Origin of the sequence: Klebsiella aerogenes KCTC 2190 (assembly GCF_000215745.1) — a bacterium.
In the GTDB taxonomy this organism is placed as follows: domain Bacteria; phylum Pseudomonadota; class Gammaproteobacteria; order Enterobacterales; family Enterobacteriaceae; genus Klebsiella; species Klebsiella aerogenes.
Map to the genome: position 1 here is coordinate 5,088,084 of NC_015663.1, position 16,610 is coordinate 5,104,693.

Here is a 16,610-nt window from a genome sequence, read left to right on the forward strand (position 1 = left end):
GGCATAGACATAACCTGGAGGTTATCGGCTGATGGCGAACTGGACGCAAAAGTTGAAGCTGCAGCATTTGAAAATGCTGGTGGCGCTGGGTGAGCAAGGCAATCTCACGCAGGTCGCGAAAATGATGAATATTACCCAGCCCGCGCTCTCTAAGTGGCTGACGCAATTTGAAGAAGAAGTCGGCATGCCGCTCTTTGAGCGCCACAGTAAGGGCCTGCGCCCTTCGGAAGGCGGCAAACTGCTGCTTCAGCACGCCCAGCGGCTAATCAACGATATGTCGCGCTCGCAGTACGAGATCGAGCGCTTTAAGCAAGGTGGACTGGTCGGCAGCCTGATGATCGGCTGCTCTCCCGTGGCGACAGACTGCGTGGCGCAGGCGATCCTCTCCCTGCTTAAAGAGATGCCGACCCTGCATCTGAATATCGAAGAAAAAGTGATGACCCCGCTGCTGCACGACCTGCTCTCCGGCGTGGTCGATGTGGTCGTCGGACGTGTTGGTGGCCGCGCGCTGGAACTGCCGCTCAACTATCGTGTGCTCTATACCGAACCGGTGTGCTTCGTCGCCCGTCCCGACCATCCGCTGGCTAGCATGCCGCGTCTGAGCTGGGCGGATCTTGCCGCCTGGCGCTGGATAGTCTGGCCTACTGGCACGCCCATTCGTCAGAGCATTGATAACGCGCTGGTCGATAACGGCGTCATGCTGCCGGAGAATACTATCGAGTCAGCCTCGATGAATGTCACCAGCAATTTGCTGCAAAGCAGCGATATGATCTCTATTCTTTCTTTGCGGCTGGCGCAGCATTACGCCGAACATCGGCAGCTGACGATTCTGAATTTGCCGCGTATTGAACAAAAAGGTAGCGTTGGGGTGTTCTGGCGCAAAAGCGAAGTACCATCGCTGGCGCTCACTCGTTTTCTGCACTACCTCGCAGAATAAGGCCGCTGTTCCCATTTTCTATGCTGACGATGCCTAGAATTCATGATGTGATCGGTAGCACATTTCAGGGTTTAATTGTATGATGAATGGCAGTTCATCAAGGGTTATTACCATGAGTAAGTCGCTGAAGATTATCTGGCAGTACGTGCGAGCTTTCGTCCTGATTTACGCCTGCTTGTATGCAGGCATTTTTATCGCCGGGCTGCTGCCCATCACGATCCCCGGCAGCATTATCGGCATGCTGATTTTGTTCGTGCTGCTGGCGCTGCAAATTATGCCGCCGCAGTGGGTCAACCCCGGCTGCAACATTCTGATCCGCTACATGGCGCTGCTGTTCGTGCCTATCGGCGTTGGCGTAATGCAGTACTGGGATTTACTGCGCGCGCAGCTGGGACCGGTGGCGGTGTCCTGCGCCGTCAGTACTTTATTAGTCTTTTTGGTGGTGAGCTGGAGCTCGCATCTGGTCCACGGTGAACGCAAAATCATCGGACAAAAAGGAAGTAAAAAATGATCCATGAAATGTGGTGGTCGCTACCGTTAACGCTGATTGTCTTTTTCCTTGCCCGCAAGCTGGCGGCGCGGTTTAAATTTCCGCTGCTCAACCCGCTGCTGGTCGCCATGGTGGTCATTATTCCTTTTCTGCTGGTCACCGGTATTTCTTATGAACGCTATTTTGCCGGCAGCAAAATCCTTAACGATCTGCTGCAGCCGGCGGTGGTTGCGCTGGCCTTTCCGCTATATGAACAACTGCACCAGATCCGCGCGCGTTGGAAATCCATCATCACCATCTGCTTTATCGGTAGCTGCGTGGCGATGATCACCGGTACCACCGTCGCTCTGCTGATGGGCGCCACCCCGCAAATAGCCGCTTCCATCATGCCAAAATCCGTCACCACGCCAATTGCCATGGCGGTCAGCGGCAGTATTGGCGGTATTCCAGCGATTAGCGCCGTGTGCGTCATTTTCGTTGGGATCCTCGGCGCGGTGTTCGGCCATACGCTGCTTAACGCCATGCGTATTCATACCAAAGCATCCCGCGGCCTGTCGATGGGTACCGCCTCGCACGCCCTCGGCACCGCGCGTTGCGCCGAACTGGACTACCAGGAAGGGGCGTTTAGCTCGCTGGCGCTGGTACTGTGCGGAATTATTACCTCGCTGGTCGCGCCTTTTCTGTTCCCGGTGATCGTCGCTGTTGTCGGATAATTGTGATTTGCATCACATTTATAAATGCAACAAATTAGCGTTGCATAAACAATGAGACTTATGTCACATATGGGTCCCGTGCGGGCCCGTACACTAGCTTCCCATTACATTGTTATGAGGCAACGCTATGCACTCTCGTTTTCAAGCTGCTTTGACTAATCTGGCGGCAGACCTGCAGGCGGCCATCGCCCCGATGCTCGCAGACCCGCACTTCCCGGCGCTGCTCGAAGCCGATCAGGTGGCGACGCTACAACAAGCAACAGGTTTGGATGAAGACGCGCTGGCCTTTGCGCTACTGCCGCTTGCCGCCGCCTGCGCCCGCGCCGATCTTTCTCACTTTAACGTTGGCGCTATCGCCCGCGGCGTGAGCGGTCGCTGGTACTTCGGCGGCAACATGGAATTCCTCGGCGCCACCATGCAACAGACCGTCCACGCGGAACAGAGCGCCATCAGCCACGCCTGGCTACGCGGCGAAAAATCCCTGCGCGCCATTACCGTCAACTACACGCCTTGCGGCCACTGCCGCCAGTTTATGAATGAACTGAACAGCGGTCTGGCGCTGCGCATTCATCTGCCGGGTCGCGAAGCGCACTCCCTGCAGCACTATCTGCCGGACGCCTTTGGCCCGAAAGACCTGGAAATCAAAACTCTGTTGATGGATGAGCAGGATCACGGCTTCCCTCTCAGCGGCGATGCGCTCACACAGGCGGCTATTCAGGCGGCGAACCGCTGCCACGCGCCGTACAGCAACTCCCCTTCCGGCGTGGCGCTGGAGCTGAAAGACGGCACCATTTTCTGCGGCAGCTACGCGGAAAACGCGGCGTTCAATCCAACACTACCGCCGCTACAGGGCGCGCTGAACCTGCTGAGCCTTAACGGTTACGACTATCCGGATATCCAGCGCGCGCTGTTGGCCGAGAAAGCCGATGCATCGCTTATCCAGTGGGATGCGACCGTTGCGACCCTGAAAGCGTTGGGCTGTCAGAATATCGACCGCGTGCTGTTAGGTTAATTAGCCTGATAGCCTGAGCAGATTGCCGGATGCGCCTTTGGCTTCTCCGGCCTGGATTCGGTAATCTGCCATATTGCTGAAAATCCCCGCAATTAAACGATGGTTTCTTGCGCTTACCCGGCGGGTAAAGTAGCCTGAAGCTTCCCTCGTCCACCATTGAGTCAAGTTCATGTTAAAGCGTGTGTTATACAGCCTGTTAGTCCTGCTCGGCCTGCTGCTGTTGACCGTGCTGGGTCTTGACCGCTGGATGAGCTGGAAAACCGCGCCCTATATTTACGATGAGCTGCAGGATCTCCCCTACCGCCAGGTGGGCGTGGTGTTGGGCACTGCCAAATATTATCGCACCGGCGTGATCAATCAGTATTATCGTTATCGGATCCAGGGCGCGCTCAACGCCTACAATAGCGGTAAGGTTAATTATCTGCTGTTAAGCGGTGACAACGCTCTGCAAAGCTATAACGAACCGATGACCATGCGCCGGGATCTGATCAAAGCCGGCGTCGATCCGGCAGATATCGTGCTGGACTACGCCGGTTTCCGCACCCTCGATTCGATCGTGCGCACCCGCAAAGTGTTTGATACCAATGATTTTATTATTATCACCCAGCGCTTCCATTGCGAGCGCGCGCTGTTTATCGCCCTGCATATGGGGATTCAGGCACAGTGCTATGCGGTGCCTTCGCCGAAGGATATGTGGACCGTACGTCTTCGCGAGTTTGGCGCCCGATTTGGCGCGCTGGCGGATCTCTATATCTTCAAACGCGAACCGCGTTTCCTCGGGCCGCTGATCCCCATTCCGGCGCAGCAGCATGAAGTTCCGGAGGATGCGCAATCCTACCCGGCGGTCACGCCCGAGCAGTTACTGGAGCTACAGAAAGAAAAATAGCCGCCGTCGTTTTATCGAATTTCAGGCATAAAAAACCCGCGCCAGGCGCGGGTTTTTTATACGTTCAATCTTATTTCTTACGCGCGTACTTCAGTGAATCCAGCGCCACGGCGAAGATGATAATCGCCCCTTTAATAATGTACTGCCAGTATGGATTGACGCCAATGTAGGTCAGACCATAGTTGATGACGGTAAAGATAATGACCCCGGTCACCACGCCGAAAACCGTACCCACGCCGCCGCTGAAGGAAACGCCCCCCACCACGCAGGCGGCAATCGCATCCAGTTCGTACATAAAGCCGAGGTTGTTGGTCGCCGAACCGATACGTCCGGCTTCCAGCAGCCCGCCGAAGGCGTAAAACACCCCGGACAGGGCATAAATCATCAGCAGGTTCAGCGCCACGTTAACGCCGGAGACACGCGCCGCTTCCGGGTTGCCGCCGATAGCGAAGATGTTTTTACCGAAACGGGTTTTATTCCACAGGATCCACACGAAGAAGATAGCGATCAGCGCGTAGAAAGTAATGTACGACAGGCGGAATGAACCTAAAGCGACAAAGCCCTGGGCAAACTGTGAGAAGTGGCTGTCGAAACCGGAAATCGGCGACGCGCCGACAAAGTCGTAGTACAGGGAGTTGATACCGTAAACGATGATCATCGTACCCAGGGTAGTGATAAACGGCGTCACGTTGAGATAGGCAATGACGATCCCGTTAATCAAGCCAATCACCGCGCCGATCGCGCAGACCAGCAGAATCACCAACGGAATCGGCATGGTCGCCATCTCCGGGAACACCTTGTTGGCGTTATCCACCGCCTGCAGCATGGTGGCCGCCACCACCGCCGCCAGACCCACCTGACGTCCGGCGGAAAGGTCGGTCCCCTGGGTGACAATCAGCCCGGCGACGCCGAGCGCGATGATAATACGTACCGAGGATTGCGTCAGGATGTTACTTAAGTTCAACAGACTTAAGAAGGTCGGGTCCTGGAAAATAATAATGGCCAGTAAGACCAAAAGTACAACGTAAATCCCACCCTCTTTCAGGTAAGTGAGGAAACTCTTTTTATTTAACGCACTCATGGAAAGCCCCTGATCTCAAAGGTGCAATGATGCAAGACGCAGAATTTCATTTTGCGTCGTGGTTTTGGTCTCAACAATTCCGGCAACCAGCCCGTTGCTCATAACCAGAATACGGTCGGTAATTCCCAGCAGTTCCGGCATTTCAGAAGAGATAATAATGATGCCCTTATCTTTTTTAGCCAGTTCGGCAATCAGCTGGTAAATTTCAAATTTCGCGCCGACGTCAATTCCGCGGGTCGGTTCATCAAGCATTAATATTTCCGGTTGGGTTAATAACCAACGGCCGATAATAACCTTCTGCTGATTCCCGCCGGAAAGCGAACCGATTTGCGTTTGATGGCCTGGGGTTTTAACCCGCATGGAATCGATAACCCATTGGGTATCGCTTTTCATCCGTGAATTATCCAGCAGGCCGACCTTGTTTTTATACTTCTTGATATTTGATATCAGCGAGTTAAAACCAATATCGAGATAAGCATAAATCCCCGTCGAACGACGCTCTTCGGTTACCAGCGCAAAGCCGTGGTTAATCGCTTCATTAGCGCTATGGTTATTAATTTTTTACCATGCAGGGTAATGGTGCCGCTGGCCTTTTCGCGGATGCCAAACAGCGTTTCAACAATATCGGTACGTTTAGCGCCCACCAGTCCGGCAATGCCGAGAATTTCGCCTTTATGCAGATCGAACGAGACATCGCGGATCGACGGCTGGCGCAGCGAGGTCAGGTTACGAACTTCAAGGATTACTTCGCCCGGTTTGTTTTGTTTATCCGGAAAACGCTGGTTCAGCGAACGGCCAACCATCATCGCGATGATCTTATCCATATCCAGCCCCTCCAGCGGCTGGGTGGCAATCCACTGACCATCGCGCAGGATCGTAATCTCATCGCATAGCTGAAATATCTCCTCCATTTTATGGGAGATATAAACAATACCGCAGCCACGCTCTTTCAGCTTGCGGATTATTTTAAACAGGTGATTAACCTCTTTTTCTGTCAGCGATGAGGTAGGCTCATCCATAATGACGATTTTCGCGTCATAGGAGAATGCTTTGGCAATTTCAATCATCTGCATCTGCGATACCGATAAAGTCCCCACGCGAGCGCGCGGATCAATATCAATATCGAGTTCATCAAATATCGCTTTGGTATCGCGATACATTTTATCCTGATCGACAAACATGCCTTTGGTGGGGTAACGTCCCAGCCACATGTTGTCCATGACCGAACGTTGAAGTACCAGGTTTAATTCCTGGTGCACCATAGAAATACCGTTTTCCAGCGCTTCTTTCGCCGAATGGAAATCGATTTCTTTTCCCTGAAAAAGAATACTGCCGGAATCTTTTTGATAGATTCCAAATAAGCATTTCAATAATGTCGATTTGCCCGCGCCATTCTCCCCCATTAATGCATGGATAGAGTGCGGACGAACCTTCAGATTGACATTATCAAGAGCTTTAACGCCGGGGAAAGATTTGTTGATGTCACTCATTTCCAACAAATATTCGCCCGACTGTACGCTATTATTGCTGACCATAGTTATACCTGGCTGCGTTCGTGACGATCCGCGACGATAAGTTATATCGCAGCAAAATCGGCTTCGGTATCAGGAATAATCGGGCGCGCTGAGCGCGCCCGCAATGCATGAAGAACTTATTTACCGATAAACTGGCTGAGGTTGTCTTTATCTACGCCTACGTACGGTACGCGGACAATCTTATTCTCAATTTTCCAGTTGGTGCCAGCAGCGGGCTCTTTGCCGTCAGCCAGGTTCTTCGCCAGATCGAAGGTCGCTTTGGCCTGGTTGTTGGCGTCGTTCAGCACGGTACCGGCCATCGCGCCGGATTTCACCAGCGCCAGCGCTTCAGGCAGGGCATCAACGCCGAACACCGGAATGCTGCTCTTGTTATGCGCTTTCAGCGCTTCTACCGCGCCCATCGCCATCGCATCGTTGTTCGCGATGACCACTTCGATTTTGTTGGCGTTCGGGCCGGAGAGCCAGGCGTCCATTTTATCTTTCGCTTGTGCGGTATCCCACATGGCGGTATCTAACGCCAGTTGCTGAGTTTTAAGACCTTTTTCATTCAGCTCTTTGATAACGTAGGAAGTACGCGCTTCGGCATCCGGGTGGCCCGGCTCGCCTTTCAACAGAACAAACTGAATCTGACCATCTTTGTTCAGATCCCAGTTTGGATTCGCTTTCCAGTGTTTGGCGATAAGATCGCCCTGGATAATCCCGGATTCTTTGGAGTCGGTACCCACATAATAGGCTTTATCGTAGCTATCCAGCGCCTTGCGCGACGGCTCTTTGTTAAAGAACACCACCGGCACATTTTGCCCACGCGCTTTGTCGATAACCGTACCCGCCGCCGCCGGGTCAACCAGGTTGATGGCCAGCGCCTTCACCCCTTTCGCCAGCAGCACGTCGATCTGATCGTTCTGTTTGGACTGATCGTTCTGCGAGTCATTCATCAGCAGTTGCACGTCCGGCGCAGATTTGCCGTCTTTTTCGATCGCTTTACGCACAACGGACATGAAGTTGTCGTCATACTTGTAGATCGTAACGCCGATACGGGTATCCGCGGCATGCGCTGCGGCGCCAAAAAGCATGCCAGCCATGACGGCGGACAGAGCTAAGACCTTCTTATTCATGGAATCTCCGGTTTTATTATTTTGCATCGTTTTTTTTGGCGTGAAGATAGCTGGCGGGAGTTGTTACATTAGGGTTACCGCACAACGATATTCACAACGTTAATTCTGTCTTCCGTGTAGGGTAACGCTCCAGAAAAACGGCTTCATCAAGTGCCTAACCTATTGTTTAAGATGATATTTTAAAACATCACCTGTACAGTCTGGTTCGGACTGGTCAACGCTGCCATCATAAACAGCTGAATGTTAATATACTGTGAATTTACTCACAGATTGAAAGCGGTTACATCAGCTAATAGATTCAGTTAGTGATCGGCCCCACACTTTGCTTTTGCGTCACCGAATGGCGCCGCACCAGCGTGGGCATAAAGCAGTGGCTGGCCTCGCTATCGAGTTTCCCTGCCGCCCCTTGTAGCGCCAGTTCGGTAGCCAATTTCGCCATCGACATAATGGGATAGCGCACGGTAGTCAATTGCGGATCGGTGTAACGGGAAATGGGAATGTCATCAAAACCAATCAGCGAGAGATGCTGCGGCACGGCAATGCCGTTATCCTTGAGAGTGGTTAACGCCCCGGCAGCCATACTGTCGTTATAGGCAAACACCGCGGTCAGGCCTAAATTACGCCCCAGCAGTTCTACCATCGCCGCTTCACCGCCCTGCATATCCGGCGAACCCGAGCCCACCCAGCTATCCGGCGCGATAATGCCCTGCTCCTGCAGCGCTTTACTCCACCCTTCGCGGCGCAGTTCATCATCTTCAATGCCGTGGTTGGAAGAGAGATAGCCAATCCGCTGATGGCCGTTATTGAGCAGCATCCGCGTAGCCATTAGCGCACCGCTGACGTTATCGAGACCCACGCAGCGGTGCGCAAAACCAGGCACAATGCGGTTTATCAGCACCATGCCTGGAATATGCTGCATAAAGTCGCCAAGTTCGGCATCGCTTAACGCTTTCGAATGCACGATAAGCGCAGAACAGCGCTGGCGAATCAGCACCTCAATGGCGTTACGCTCTTTTTCAGCTTCATGGTAGCTGTTGCCGATTAGCACATATTTCTGATGCTGCTGCGCGACGGTATCCACCGCTTTCACCAGCGCGCCGAAAAAGGCGTCTGACACATCCATCACCACCACGCCAATGGTATCGCTAACCTGGGTCGCCAGCGCCTGGGCATTGGCATTCGGCCGATAGCCCAGTTGCGCGACCGCCTTCATCACTGCCTCCCGGGTATCCGGGCTCACCAGCGCGCTGTTGTTCAGAACCCGTGAAACCGTCGCCACGGAAACCCCCGCCTGACGGGCGACATCACGAATGGTGATCATACATACCCGCCTTTATCGCATTGCAATACGTCACACCCACCTCCTGTGTTCAGCAAGGTGGCTATTCTGGCAGCGACGCGCACCGCGCTACGTGAGTGAGGTCACACGGCTGGAAACGGTTACATCCATTTTGTTAATGATTGTGATCGAGATCGTTATACAGATGTATCTCTGGATGATGTCCCTGAGGCTCTCAGGGTTAACTGACGCCATAGCCACTCAACGGGCCCCTGGCGGAAATGACGCAGCCAAAACTGCGAGAAGAGGAGATTAACGGCCCACACCGCCGGCACAAAGGCCAGCAGCTGTAAACGGTCAAATTTCATAAACAGGCCCAGATGATAGAACAGCGTGGTGCAGATCAGGGTTTGCAGTAAATAGTTACTGAGCGCCATCCGCCCAACGCAGGCAATCGCCCCAACCAGACGAAAGCGGCATAATTGTGGCCAGAATCCCCACGCCAGCGCGGCATAGCCGATGGTTTGTAGCGGCGCGCCAAGTTCACGCGGCGCCTGCAGCAGAAAACCGCACCAGCGGTAGTCCCATTGCAAGTACCACTGCGCGGCGATGGCCGGCACATTTACCATCATTCCGGCAATAATCAGCACAGCCCCGACGCGGCGATAATGGCTAAGGCTAAACTGCCCTTTCAACCAGCCGCAGCGCATTAGCGCCGCGCCCATTAGCATCATCCCCGCCAGCTGCCAGCCGTACTGCACGCCAAGCGCCACCAGGTTATCGGACAGCATATCCGCGCGATTGCTCACCGCCTCCAGACCGCCTTTGAGCTTCCAGAACTGCTCATACTGCACATTCGCGGCATCGGGCACCCATGACCGGCTGGCGCCGTTGCCGGAAATTAAACCCAACAATACCAGCACCGCAATACCGATGAGATAAAGCACGACGCCGGTATTAAATAGCGATTTGACATGATGGGCATCGCGCACCATGCGCCAGGCAATCAGCCCCACCAGCGCATAGGCCAGCAGAATATCGCCGTCCCAGAAAAAGAGACCGTGAATAAAACCAAGCAGGGCAAGGAGCGTTAGCCGCGACTGGATCCAGCGTTTACCGCGTACCAGCAGCATTTGCAATCCGGCGCCGAACAGCAGAGCAAACAGGGTGAGGAATTTTACCTGCGCAAACAGATCGAGGATGGCCCAGCTCCAGGCGTCGCTCGGCGAAATACTCCCGGCCCAGGCCGGATTCAGATAGGCCGCCTTCGGCAAGCCGAAGGCGGTGATATTCAGTAGCAGAATGCCGAGGATGGCGACGCCGCGAACGAAGTCCAGCGTGACGTTTCTCTCCATGCACCCTGCTCCGAATTAATTGTGGTGACGTACGGCGCGCAGGAACTCCTGGCGGGTATTCTGGCTGGATTTAAACAGACCGCCAAGCGAAGTGGTGGTCGTGGCGCTGGTCGCATCGCGGATGCCGCGCGCTTTCACGCAGTAATGCACCGCGTCAATGGATACCGCGACGTTGCTGGTACCGAGCAAAGTCTGCAGCGCGGTAAGGATCTGCTGCGTCAGGCGCTCCTGCACCTGCGGACGCTGGGCAAAGAACTGCACGATGCGGTTAATTTTCGACAGGCCGATTACCGAATCTTTCGGGATATAAGCAACGGTCGCTTTGCCGTCAATCGTCACAAAGTGATGTTCACAGGTACTGGTCAGCGTGATATCGCGGACCGTCACCATCTCGTCAACTTTCATTTTGTTTTCAATAACGGTGATTTTCGGGAATCTGGCATAATCCAGACCGGAGAAAATCTCATCAACGTACATTTTTGCGATGCGATGCGGAGTCTCCATCAGGCTGTCGTCACTGAGATCAAGATTCAGCAGCTGCATAATCTCAGTCATGTGCCCGGCGATCAGACGCTTGCGCGTTTCATTATCAATTTCTTGTACTGGCGGACGCAGCGGCGTCTCCAGCCCACGAGCGACCAGCGCTTCATGAACGAGTATGGCTTCTTTACTCAATGATGACATTTAGGTTCTCCTGCAGGTGTGGCGCTCTTTGCTCTTCTGAGGGCAAAGTTTGCACTCATTGTGCGTGAGGTGGCGCACATAATCCAGTAGCCGTCACGATAATTATTGAAATTGGCGCAACCTTTCATTTTTACCGCTGCGGTTGGACGTTGTCGATGCGCCACGCCAGCGAGCCCCGCCGCTACCGCGCGCAATCATAAGTACTGTAGATGTTCAGAGACGTTCTTTATAACTTGTATTAATGATGCAATAGCTTTGCGCGACGGGAAAGTGAAAGTTACTCACCGGTTAATGAAATATCTGTATTATTAAGCATTACACATAGATACCCGAGGAGCCCTGCATGGAACTGCTTGAAGAACATCGCTGTTACGAGGGTCGGCAGCAGCGCTGGCGTCATCACTCCAGTACCTTGAATTGTGCGATGACGTTCAGCATTTTTTTACCGACGACGACGGAAACCGCCCCGCCGCCGGTGCTGTACTGGCTATCCGGTTTGACCTGCAATGACGAAAACTTCACCAACAAGGCTGGCGCCCAGCGTGTCGCCGCCGAACTTGGCATCGCGCTGGTGATGCCCGACACCAGCCCGCGCGGTGATGACGTCGCCGATGATGCAGGTTACGATCTCGGTAAAGGCGCGGGTTTTTACCTCAACGCCACTCAGGCGCCGTGGGCGGCGCATTTTCGCATGTACGACTACCTGCGCGATGAGCTACCGCAGTTGATTAACCGTCAATTTAAGGTCGCCGACCGTTGCGCTATCAGCGGCCACTCGATGGGCGGCCACGGCGCGCTCATCATGGCGCTGAAAAACCCAGGGCGCTTTACCAGCGTCTCGGCCTTCGCGCCGATCGTTAACCCATGCAAAGTTCCATGGGGACAAAAAGCGTTCAGCAACTATCTCGGCAATGATGAAGCGAACTGGCAGGAGTGGGACAGCTGCGCACTCATGCAGACAAGCCAGGCCGGGGATGCCATTGCCACATTAATTGATCAAGGTGACGCCGACCAGTTTCTCGGTACCCAGTTGCAGCCCGCGGTCCTTGCAGAGGCGGCGCGACAGAAACAGTGGCCGCTGAGCCTGCGTATCCAGCCCGGCTACGACCACAGCTACTATTTCATCGCCACCTTTATAGAAGATCATCTGCGCTTCCACGCGGAGCATCTGTTTAAGTAACCCTCTATTTCCCTCCGCCGGGCATGCTCCGCTTGCCCGGCTTTATATCTTCGTCAGGAACTATCTTGTCGCTACGGGCGATAATTTGTTATTTAAAACACAACATATATGATTTAGCATATATGTACCTCCATGATAATCTGGTCAACCATGATAAAGCCTATCCAGCTGTTTAAAATCCTGGGGGATGAAACCCGTTTAGCCATCATCATGTTGCTGCGTGAGTCCGGCGAACTGTGCGTCTGCGATCTGTGTGCCGCCACCGGGCAATCCCAGCCGAAAATATCTCGCCATATGGCGATATTACGTGAATCTGAACTGGTACTCGACCGCCGGCAAGGGAAATGGGTCCACTATCGCCTCTCGCCCCATATGCCGGCCTGGACGGCGGAGATCATTGCCACGACCAGGCAGAGCATGAGGGAAGATATTGACGAATGGCGCAAGAAAACAGCGTGCGCCACCTGTTGATACATATATAGAAACGCATATATCGGAGTAGAGAATGTTGTTGGCCGGTAGTCTCTTTTTATTCACGCTGGTGTTGGTTATCTGGCAGCCCAGGGGCCTCAGCATCGGCTGGAGCGCGAGTATTGGCGCAATACTGGCGCTGGCCAGCGGCGTTATTCATCTCAGTGATATTCCCGTTGTCTGGAATATCGTCTGGAACGCAACAGCGACTTTTATCGCGGTGATTATCATCAGCCTGCTGCTCGATGAGTCGGGCTTTTTTGAATGGGCTGCGCTGCATGTCTCCCGCTGGGGCAACGGGCGCGGTCGTCTGCTGTTCACCTGGATTATCCTGTTAGGCGCGACCGTTGCGGCGCTGTTTGCTAACGATGGCGCAGCGCTCATTCTGACGCCCATCGTCATTGCCATGCTGCTCGCTCTGGGGTTCAGCAAAAGGACAACATTAGCCTTTGTCATGGCTGCCGGGTTTATTGCCGATACCGCCAGCCTGCCGCTTATCGTTTCCAATCTGGTCAATATTGTCTCAGCTGATTTCTTCCGGCTTGGTTTTACGCAATACGCCTCTGTGATGGTTCCTGTTGATATTGCTGCCATAGCGGCCACGCTGGGCATGCTGCATCTGTTTTTCCGCCGGGATATTCCAGCAACTTACAACGTCACTTTGCTGAAAACACCTGCCAGCGCGATTAAAGATCCCGCAACCTTCAAAGCCGGCTGGGTTGTTTTGCTTTTGTTGCTGGTTGGTTTCTTTGTTCTTGAACCGCTGGGGCTGCCCGTTAGCGCCATCGCCGCTGTCGGAGCCGCTGTTCTGTTTGCCGTTGCGAAAAAAGGTCACGCCATCAATACCGGTAAAGTATTGCGCGGCGCGCCCTGGCAGATCGTTATTTTCTCGCTGGGTATGTACCTGGTGGTCTACGGTCTGCGCAATGCGGGCTTAACGGAATATCTATCGGGTATGCTGAATATGCTGGCGGATAAGGGACTGCTGGCGGCAACGTTTGGCACGGGCTTCCTGACCGCTTTCCTGTCGTCGGTAATGAACAATATGCCAACGGTCCTGGTGGGCGCACTGTCGATTGAAGGAAGCACCGCTTCTGGCGTTATTAAAGAAGCGATGATCTACGCCAACGTGATCGGGTGCGATTTAGGCCCCAAAATCACGCCAATAGGCAGTCTGGCGACCCTGCTGTGGCTGCACGTACTGTCGCAGAAAAGCATGACCATCAGTTGGGGATATTACTTCCGCACAGGCATCATCATGACGCTACCTGTGCTGTTTGTCACTCTGGCCGCGCTGGCGCTGCGGCTCTCTCTCACTCTATAACGAGATACTCATATGAGTAATATCACCATCTATCACAACCCGGCCTGCGGTACGTCACGGAATACGCTGGAGATGATCCGTAACAGCGGTAATGAGCCCACCGTTATTTATTACCTTGAAACACCGCCGACTCACGATGAGCTGGTTAAGCTTATTGCAGATATGGGGATCGCTGTGCGTACTCTACTACGCGAGAATGTTGAACCTTATGCTCAGTTGGGACTCGCAGAGGACAAGTTCACCGACGAGCAGTTAATAGAATTTATGCTCGCTCATCCCATCCTGATTAATCGCCCTATTGTGGTCACTGAACGGGGAACCCGCTTATGTCGGCCATCTGAAGTGGTACTGGATATCCTGCCCGACCCGCAGCAAGGCGCATTTAGCAAAGAGGATGGAGAAAAGGTGGTGGATGAAAGGGGCAAGCGGCTGATACCTGGCGGATAGCGGCGTACACGTTTTATCGGGGCAGCCGCCACTGAAGTTACTTCAGCGACGGCAGACAGTTTATCGCTATCAGAAGCGGTAATCGACGGCCATAAAGTAGCGACGGCCATCTTCGGTGTAGCTGTAATCGTCGCGGCTCAGATCTTTATCGCCAACGTTAAGTACGCCGGAGCGCAGTTTCACGCTTTTGCTGACCTGCCACGCGGCGCCGATATCGAACATGGTATAACCGCCTGGGGTTTTACCCGTCGCGCTTACCGCACGCTGCTCGCCGGTATAGTTGGCCGTGACGTAGAAAGACCAATCCTCCAGCGGTTTCCAGTCGAGGGTACCGTTAGCGGTATGGAACGGCAGCGTCTGCAGCGGTTTATTGCCGCCATTGCTCAGATCGCGACCATCGTTATAGGTGTAGTTGACCGTCAGTTTCCACTCTTCGCCGAACGGCACCTTCACTTCGGTCTCTACGCCTTTAATCCGCGCTTTGTTGACGTTGAAGTAGCGGAACACCGGCACGCGCTTACCGTTCACGGTCTTCCAGCCGACGAAGTTCGGGTAACCCGGCGCCTCGCTGGCGCTGGAGGTGCGCAGGATGTCGATCATATCGTCAACGTTGTTCTGGAAGGCGGTCACGCTGCCTTCAACACCTTCCAGCCAGCCCTCTTCACCGCTGTAATACAGACCAAGCTCAAAGCTTTCGCTGGTTTCCGGCTTCAGATTCGGGTTACCGATAATGCTGCAGCTACCGCGACAGGAGTTGGTGGTCCAGTCCGGGTTCAATTGCAGCAGCGACGGCGCTTTAAAGGCCGTAGCCCAACCGCCTTTCACGGTCACGGTATCGGTGGCGTTATAGACCAGGTACGCACGCGGGCTCCAGTGATCGCCGTAGGTTTGATGATCGTCCATACGGATGCCGGTGGTCAGCGCCAGCGGTTCAAAGATCCGCCACTCATCTTCGAGGAACAGCGCGTACTGGCTGGCGGAAGTCGATTTGCCGCCGCTGCTCAGGTTTACCGGATCTTTGAGTTTATCGTGGCGCCATTCACCGCCGAGGGTGACGATCTGGTTGATCATCCCCAGCGGCATCACATATTTACCATCCACAGCATTGCTTTCAGAGGTAATGGTCCCAGCCTGCCCCGGGTTTTTGTTATCCACTTTCTCGCCGTAGAATTTCACTTCGCTATTGCCGACATCCCAGCGCCCGTTATGGGTCAAAGAGTAGTTTTGGCGTTCAAGGCGGTTTTTATCAAGCGAGTCTGAGTCGCGATCCTGGCGATCGAAACCGTAGCCGGCGGTAATGTCCTGGTTCTCCGTTGGCGTCCAGGCGAACTCAACGTTACCGTCGCGGCTGGTGAAACCTTCAATGCGCGGCGTTTCACCCGCAGCGTTGCTGGAAGGTTGTTGATCGTCTTTACTACGTTTCGCCAGGCTGCCGTAGGCTTTCATCCCCAGCACGCCGTCAATCAGCGGGCCGCTGGTGAAGAACTGGCCGTTATAAGTGTCACCGCGATCGCGGTGTTCCTGAATGGTGGCATCGCTGCTGAGGGTACCGGTCCATTTCTGGCCGATTTTTTTGGTAATGATATTGACCACGCCGCCGAGCGCGTCGGAACCGTACAGGGAAGACATCGGGCCGCGCACTACCTCAATCCGCTCGATGGAGTCCACCGGGATCCAGTTCAGATCGAAATCGTTATGGCGGAAGACGGCGTTACGCGAGTTGACGCGTTTGCCATCGATCAGGATCAGCGTATAGCTGCTATCCAGACCGCGGATGCTGACACCCTTGCGGTTATCCCCTTCGTTGGTGAGCTGAACGCCAGGCACATCGCGCAGCACGTCCTTCAGGTTCTGCACCGGCTTACGCTGCAAGTCCTGTTGGGTGATCACGCTGATACTGGCGGGGGCATCTTTGACGCTCTGTTCAGTCGCCGCGGCGGTGACAACCAGCGTTTCGTCATCATTTGCGGCCAGCGCCGGAAATGCCAATGCTACGACGGACGCGCACAGTCCCGCCCGGGCAAAAGGGTTTAACCTGAACATACCAAATCTCCATGAGGTCAACTACAAATCAAACAAAGGGTGCTGCTTGCACATCCTG

The 16,610-nt window shown here is 54.1% G+C and carries 15 protein-coding genes and 1 pseudogene; 9 read left to right on the forward strand and 7 right to left on the reverse strand.

Annotated features, from left to right (window positions below; genetic code table 11):
* Nucleotides 1-31 precede the first annotated feature (31 nt).
* The 5 genes from EAE_RS24115 to sanA all read left to right on the forward strand — a co-directional run bounded on the left by EAE_RS24115 (nt 32) and on the right by sanA (nt 4,038).
* On the forward strand, nt 32-937 hold the full coding sequence (locus EAE_RS24115) for a LysR substrate-binding domain-containing protein (RefSeq protein ID WP_015706106.1): 906 nt from the start codon (nt 32-34) through the stop codon (nt 935-937).
* Between the two features lie 112 nt (nt 938-1,049).
* Nucleotides 1,050-1,448, forward strand: a complete 399-nt coding sequence (locus EAE_RS24120; RefSeq protein WP_015706107.1) for a CidA/LrgA family protein — start codon at nt 1,050-1,052, stop codon at nt 1,446-1,448.
* Nucleotides 1,445-2,140, forward strand: a complete 696-nt coding sequence (locus tag EAE_RS24125) for a CidB/LrgB family autolysis modulator (protein ID WP_015365717.1) — start codon at nt 1,445-1,447, stop codon at nt 2,138-2,140. Before EAE_RS24120 ends, EAE_RS24125 begins: the two co-directional genes overlap by 4 nt.
* A 127-nt stretch (nt 2,141-2,267) precedes the next feature.
* Nucleotides 2,268-3,152 carry a cytidine deaminase gene (cdd, locus tag EAE_RS24130; protein ID WP_015365716.1) on the forward strand — a complete coding sequence of 295 codons (885 nt, stop codon included), beginning with the start codon at nt 2,268-2,270 and terminating at the stop codon, nt 3,150-3,152.
* A 169-nt stretch (nt 3,153-3,321) separates the two neighbouring features.
* Nucleotides 3,322-4,038 carry an outer membrane permeability protein SanA gene (gene sanA, locus EAE_RS24135; RefSeq protein WP_015365714.1) on the forward strand — a complete coding sequence of 239 codons (717 nt, stop codon included), beginning with the start codon at nt 3,322-3,324 and terminating at the stop codon, nt 4,036-4,038.
* 70 nt (nt 4,039-4,108) lie between these two features.
* On the opposite strand, the gene mglC is transcribed toward sanA, so the two are convergent.
* From mglC to folE, 6 genes and pseudogenes are all read right to left on the reverse strand, one after another.
* Complete coding sequence (gene mglC, locus EAE_RS24140; RefSeq protein ID WP_015365713.1) at nt 4,109-5,119, reverse strand: galactose/methyl galactoside ABC transporter permease MglC; 1,011 nt, start codon at nt 5,117-5,119, stop codon at nt 4,109-4,111.
* Nucleotides 5,120-5,134: 15 nt separating this feature from the next.
* Nucleotides 5,135-6,654 (reverse strand): annotated as a pseudogene (gene mglA / locus EAE_RS24145) (galactose/methyl galactoside ABC transporter ATP-binding protein MglA).
* Nucleotides 6,655-6,770: 116 nt separating this feature from the next.
* On the reverse strand, nt 6,771-7,769 hold the full coding sequence (gene mglB, locus EAE_RS24150; protein ID WP_015365711.1) for a galactose/glucose ABC transporter substrate-binding protein MglB: 999 nt from the start codon (nt 7,767-7,769) through the stop codon (nt 6,771-6,773).
* Nucleotides 7,770-8,067: 298 nt separating this feature from the next.
* Nucleotides 8,068-9,090, reverse strand: a complete 1,023-nt coding sequence (gene galS, locus EAE_RS24155; protein WP_015706108.1) for an HTH-type transcriptional regulator GalS — start codon at nt 9,088-9,090, stop codon at nt 8,068-8,070.
* A gap of 155 nt (nt 9,091-9,245) precedes the next feature.
* Nucleotides 9,246-10,403, reverse strand: coding sequence for a DUF418 domain-containing protein YeiB (gene yeiB, locus EAE_RS24160; protein WP_015706109.1), 1,158 nt, complete (start codon nt 10,401-10,403; stop codon nt 9,246-9,248).
* A gap of 15 nt (nt 10,404-10,418) precedes the next feature.
* Nucleotides 10,419-11,087 carry a GTP cyclohydrolase I FolE gene (folE, locus tag EAE_RS24165; RefSeq protein WP_015365708.1) on the reverse strand — a complete coding sequence of 223 codons (669 nt, stop codon included), beginning with the start codon at nt 11,085-11,087 and terminating at the stop codon, nt 10,419-10,421.
* A 343-nt stretch (nt 11,088-11,430) separates the two neighbouring features.
* On the opposite strand from folE, the gene fghA reads away from it, so the two are divergent.
* The 4 genes from fghA to arsC all read left to right on the forward strand — a co-directional run bounded on the left by fghA (nt 11,431) and on the right by arsC (nt 14,509).
* Nucleotides 11,431-12,267 (forward strand): S-formylglutathione hydrolase, encoded by an 837-nt coding sequence (gene fghA, locus EAE_RS24170; protein ID WP_015706110.1) that lies wholly within the window; start codon nt 11,431-11,433, stop codon nt 12,265-12,267.
* Nucleotides 12,268-12,417: 150 nt separating this feature from the next.
* Complete coding sequence (locus tag EAE_RS24175; protein WP_015706111.1) at nt 12,418-12,738, forward strand: metalloregulator ArsR/SmtB family transcription factor; 321 nt, start codon at nt 12,418-12,420, stop codon at nt 12,736-12,738.
* A 34-nt stretch (nt 12,739-12,772) separates the two neighbouring features.
* Complete coding sequence (gene arsB / locus EAE_RS24180; RefSeq protein ID WP_015706112.1) at nt 12,773-14,062, forward strand: arsenical efflux pump membrane protein ArsB; 1,290 nt, start codon at nt 12,773-12,775, stop codon at nt 14,060-14,062.
* Nucleotides 14,063-14,074: 12 nt separating this feature from the next.
* Nucleotides 14,075-14,509: a glutaredoxin-dependent arsenate reductase gene (gene arsC / locus EAE_RS24185; RefSeq protein ID WP_015706113.1), complete on the forward strand. Its 435-nt coding sequence runs from the start codon at nt 14,075-14,077 to the stop codon at nt 14,507-14,509.
* A 69-nt stretch (nt 14,510-14,578) separates the two neighbouring features.
* On the opposite strand, the gene cirA is transcribed toward arsC, so the two are convergent.
* Nucleotides 14,579-16,552 carry a catecholate siderophore receptor CirA gene (gene cirA / locus EAE_RS24190; protein ID WP_015706114.1) on the reverse strand — a complete coding sequence of 658 codons (1,974 nt, stop codon included), beginning with the start codon at nt 16,550-16,552 and terminating at the stop codon, nt 14,579-14,581.
* Nucleotides 16,553-16,610: the final 58 nt, after the last annotated feature.

Excerpts from the sequence above, each read along its gene's own strand:
- sanA (WP_015365714.1), top strand. The coding sequence starts at position 3,322 with ATGTTAAAGCGTGTGTTATACAGCCTGTTAGTCCTGCTCGGCCTGCTG.
- EAE_RS24175 (WP_015706111.1), top strand. The coding sequence starts at position 12,418 with ATGATAAAGCCTATCCAGCTGTTTAAAATCCTGGGGGATGAAACCCGT.
- cirA (WP_015706114.1), bottom strand. The coding sequence starts at position 16,552 with ATGTTCAGGTTAAACCCTTTTGCCCGGGCGGGACTGTGCGCGTCCGTC.
- EAE_RS24125 (WP_015365717.1), top strand. The coding sequence starts at position 1,445 with ATGATCCATGAAATGTGGTGGTCGCTACCGTTAACGCTGATTGTCTTT.
- mglB (WP_015365711.1), bottom strand. The coding sequence starts at position 7,769 with ATGAATAAGAAGGTCTTAGCTCTGTCCGCCGTCATGGCTGGCATGCTT.
- arsB (WP_015706112.1), top strand. The coding sequence starts at position 12,773 with ATGTTGTTGGCCGGTAGTCTCTTTTTATTCACGCTGGTGTTGGTTATC.
- mglC (WP_015365713.1), bottom strand. The coding sequence starts at position 5,119 with ATGAGTGCGTTAAATAAAAAGAGTTTCCTCACTTACCTGAAAGAGGGT.
- EAE_RS24115 (WP_015706106.1), top strand. The coding sequence starts at position 32 with ATGGCGAACTGGACGCAAAAGTTGAAGCTGCAGCATTTGAAAATGCTG.
- EAE_RS24120 (WP_015706107.1), top strand. The coding sequence starts at position 1,050 with ATGAGTAAGTCGCTGAAGATTATCTGGCAGTACGTGCGAGCTTTCGTC.
- galS (WP_015706108.1), bottom strand. The coding sequence starts at position 9,090 with ATGATCACCATTCGTGATGTCGCCCGTCAGGCGGGGGTTTCCGTGGCG.
- yeiB (WP_015706109.1), bottom strand. The coding sequence starts at position 10,403 with ATGGAGAGAAACGTCACGCTGGACTTCGTTCGCGGCGTCGCCATCCTC.
- folE (WP_015365708.1), bottom strand. The coding sequence starts at position 11,087 with ATGTCATCATTGAGTAAAGAAGCCATACTCGTTCATGAAGCGCTGGTC.
- arsC (WP_015706113.1), top strand. The coding sequence starts at position 14,075 with ATGAGTAATATCACCATCTATCACAACCCGGCCTGCGGTACGTCACGG.
- cdd (WP_015365716.1), top strand. The coding sequence starts at position 2,268 with ATGCACTCTCGTTTTCAAGCTGCTTTGACTAATCTGGCGGCAGACCTG.
- fghA (WP_015706110.1), top strand. The coding sequence starts at position 11,431 with ATGGAACTGCTTGAAGAACATCGCTGTTACGAGGGTCGGCAGCAGCGC.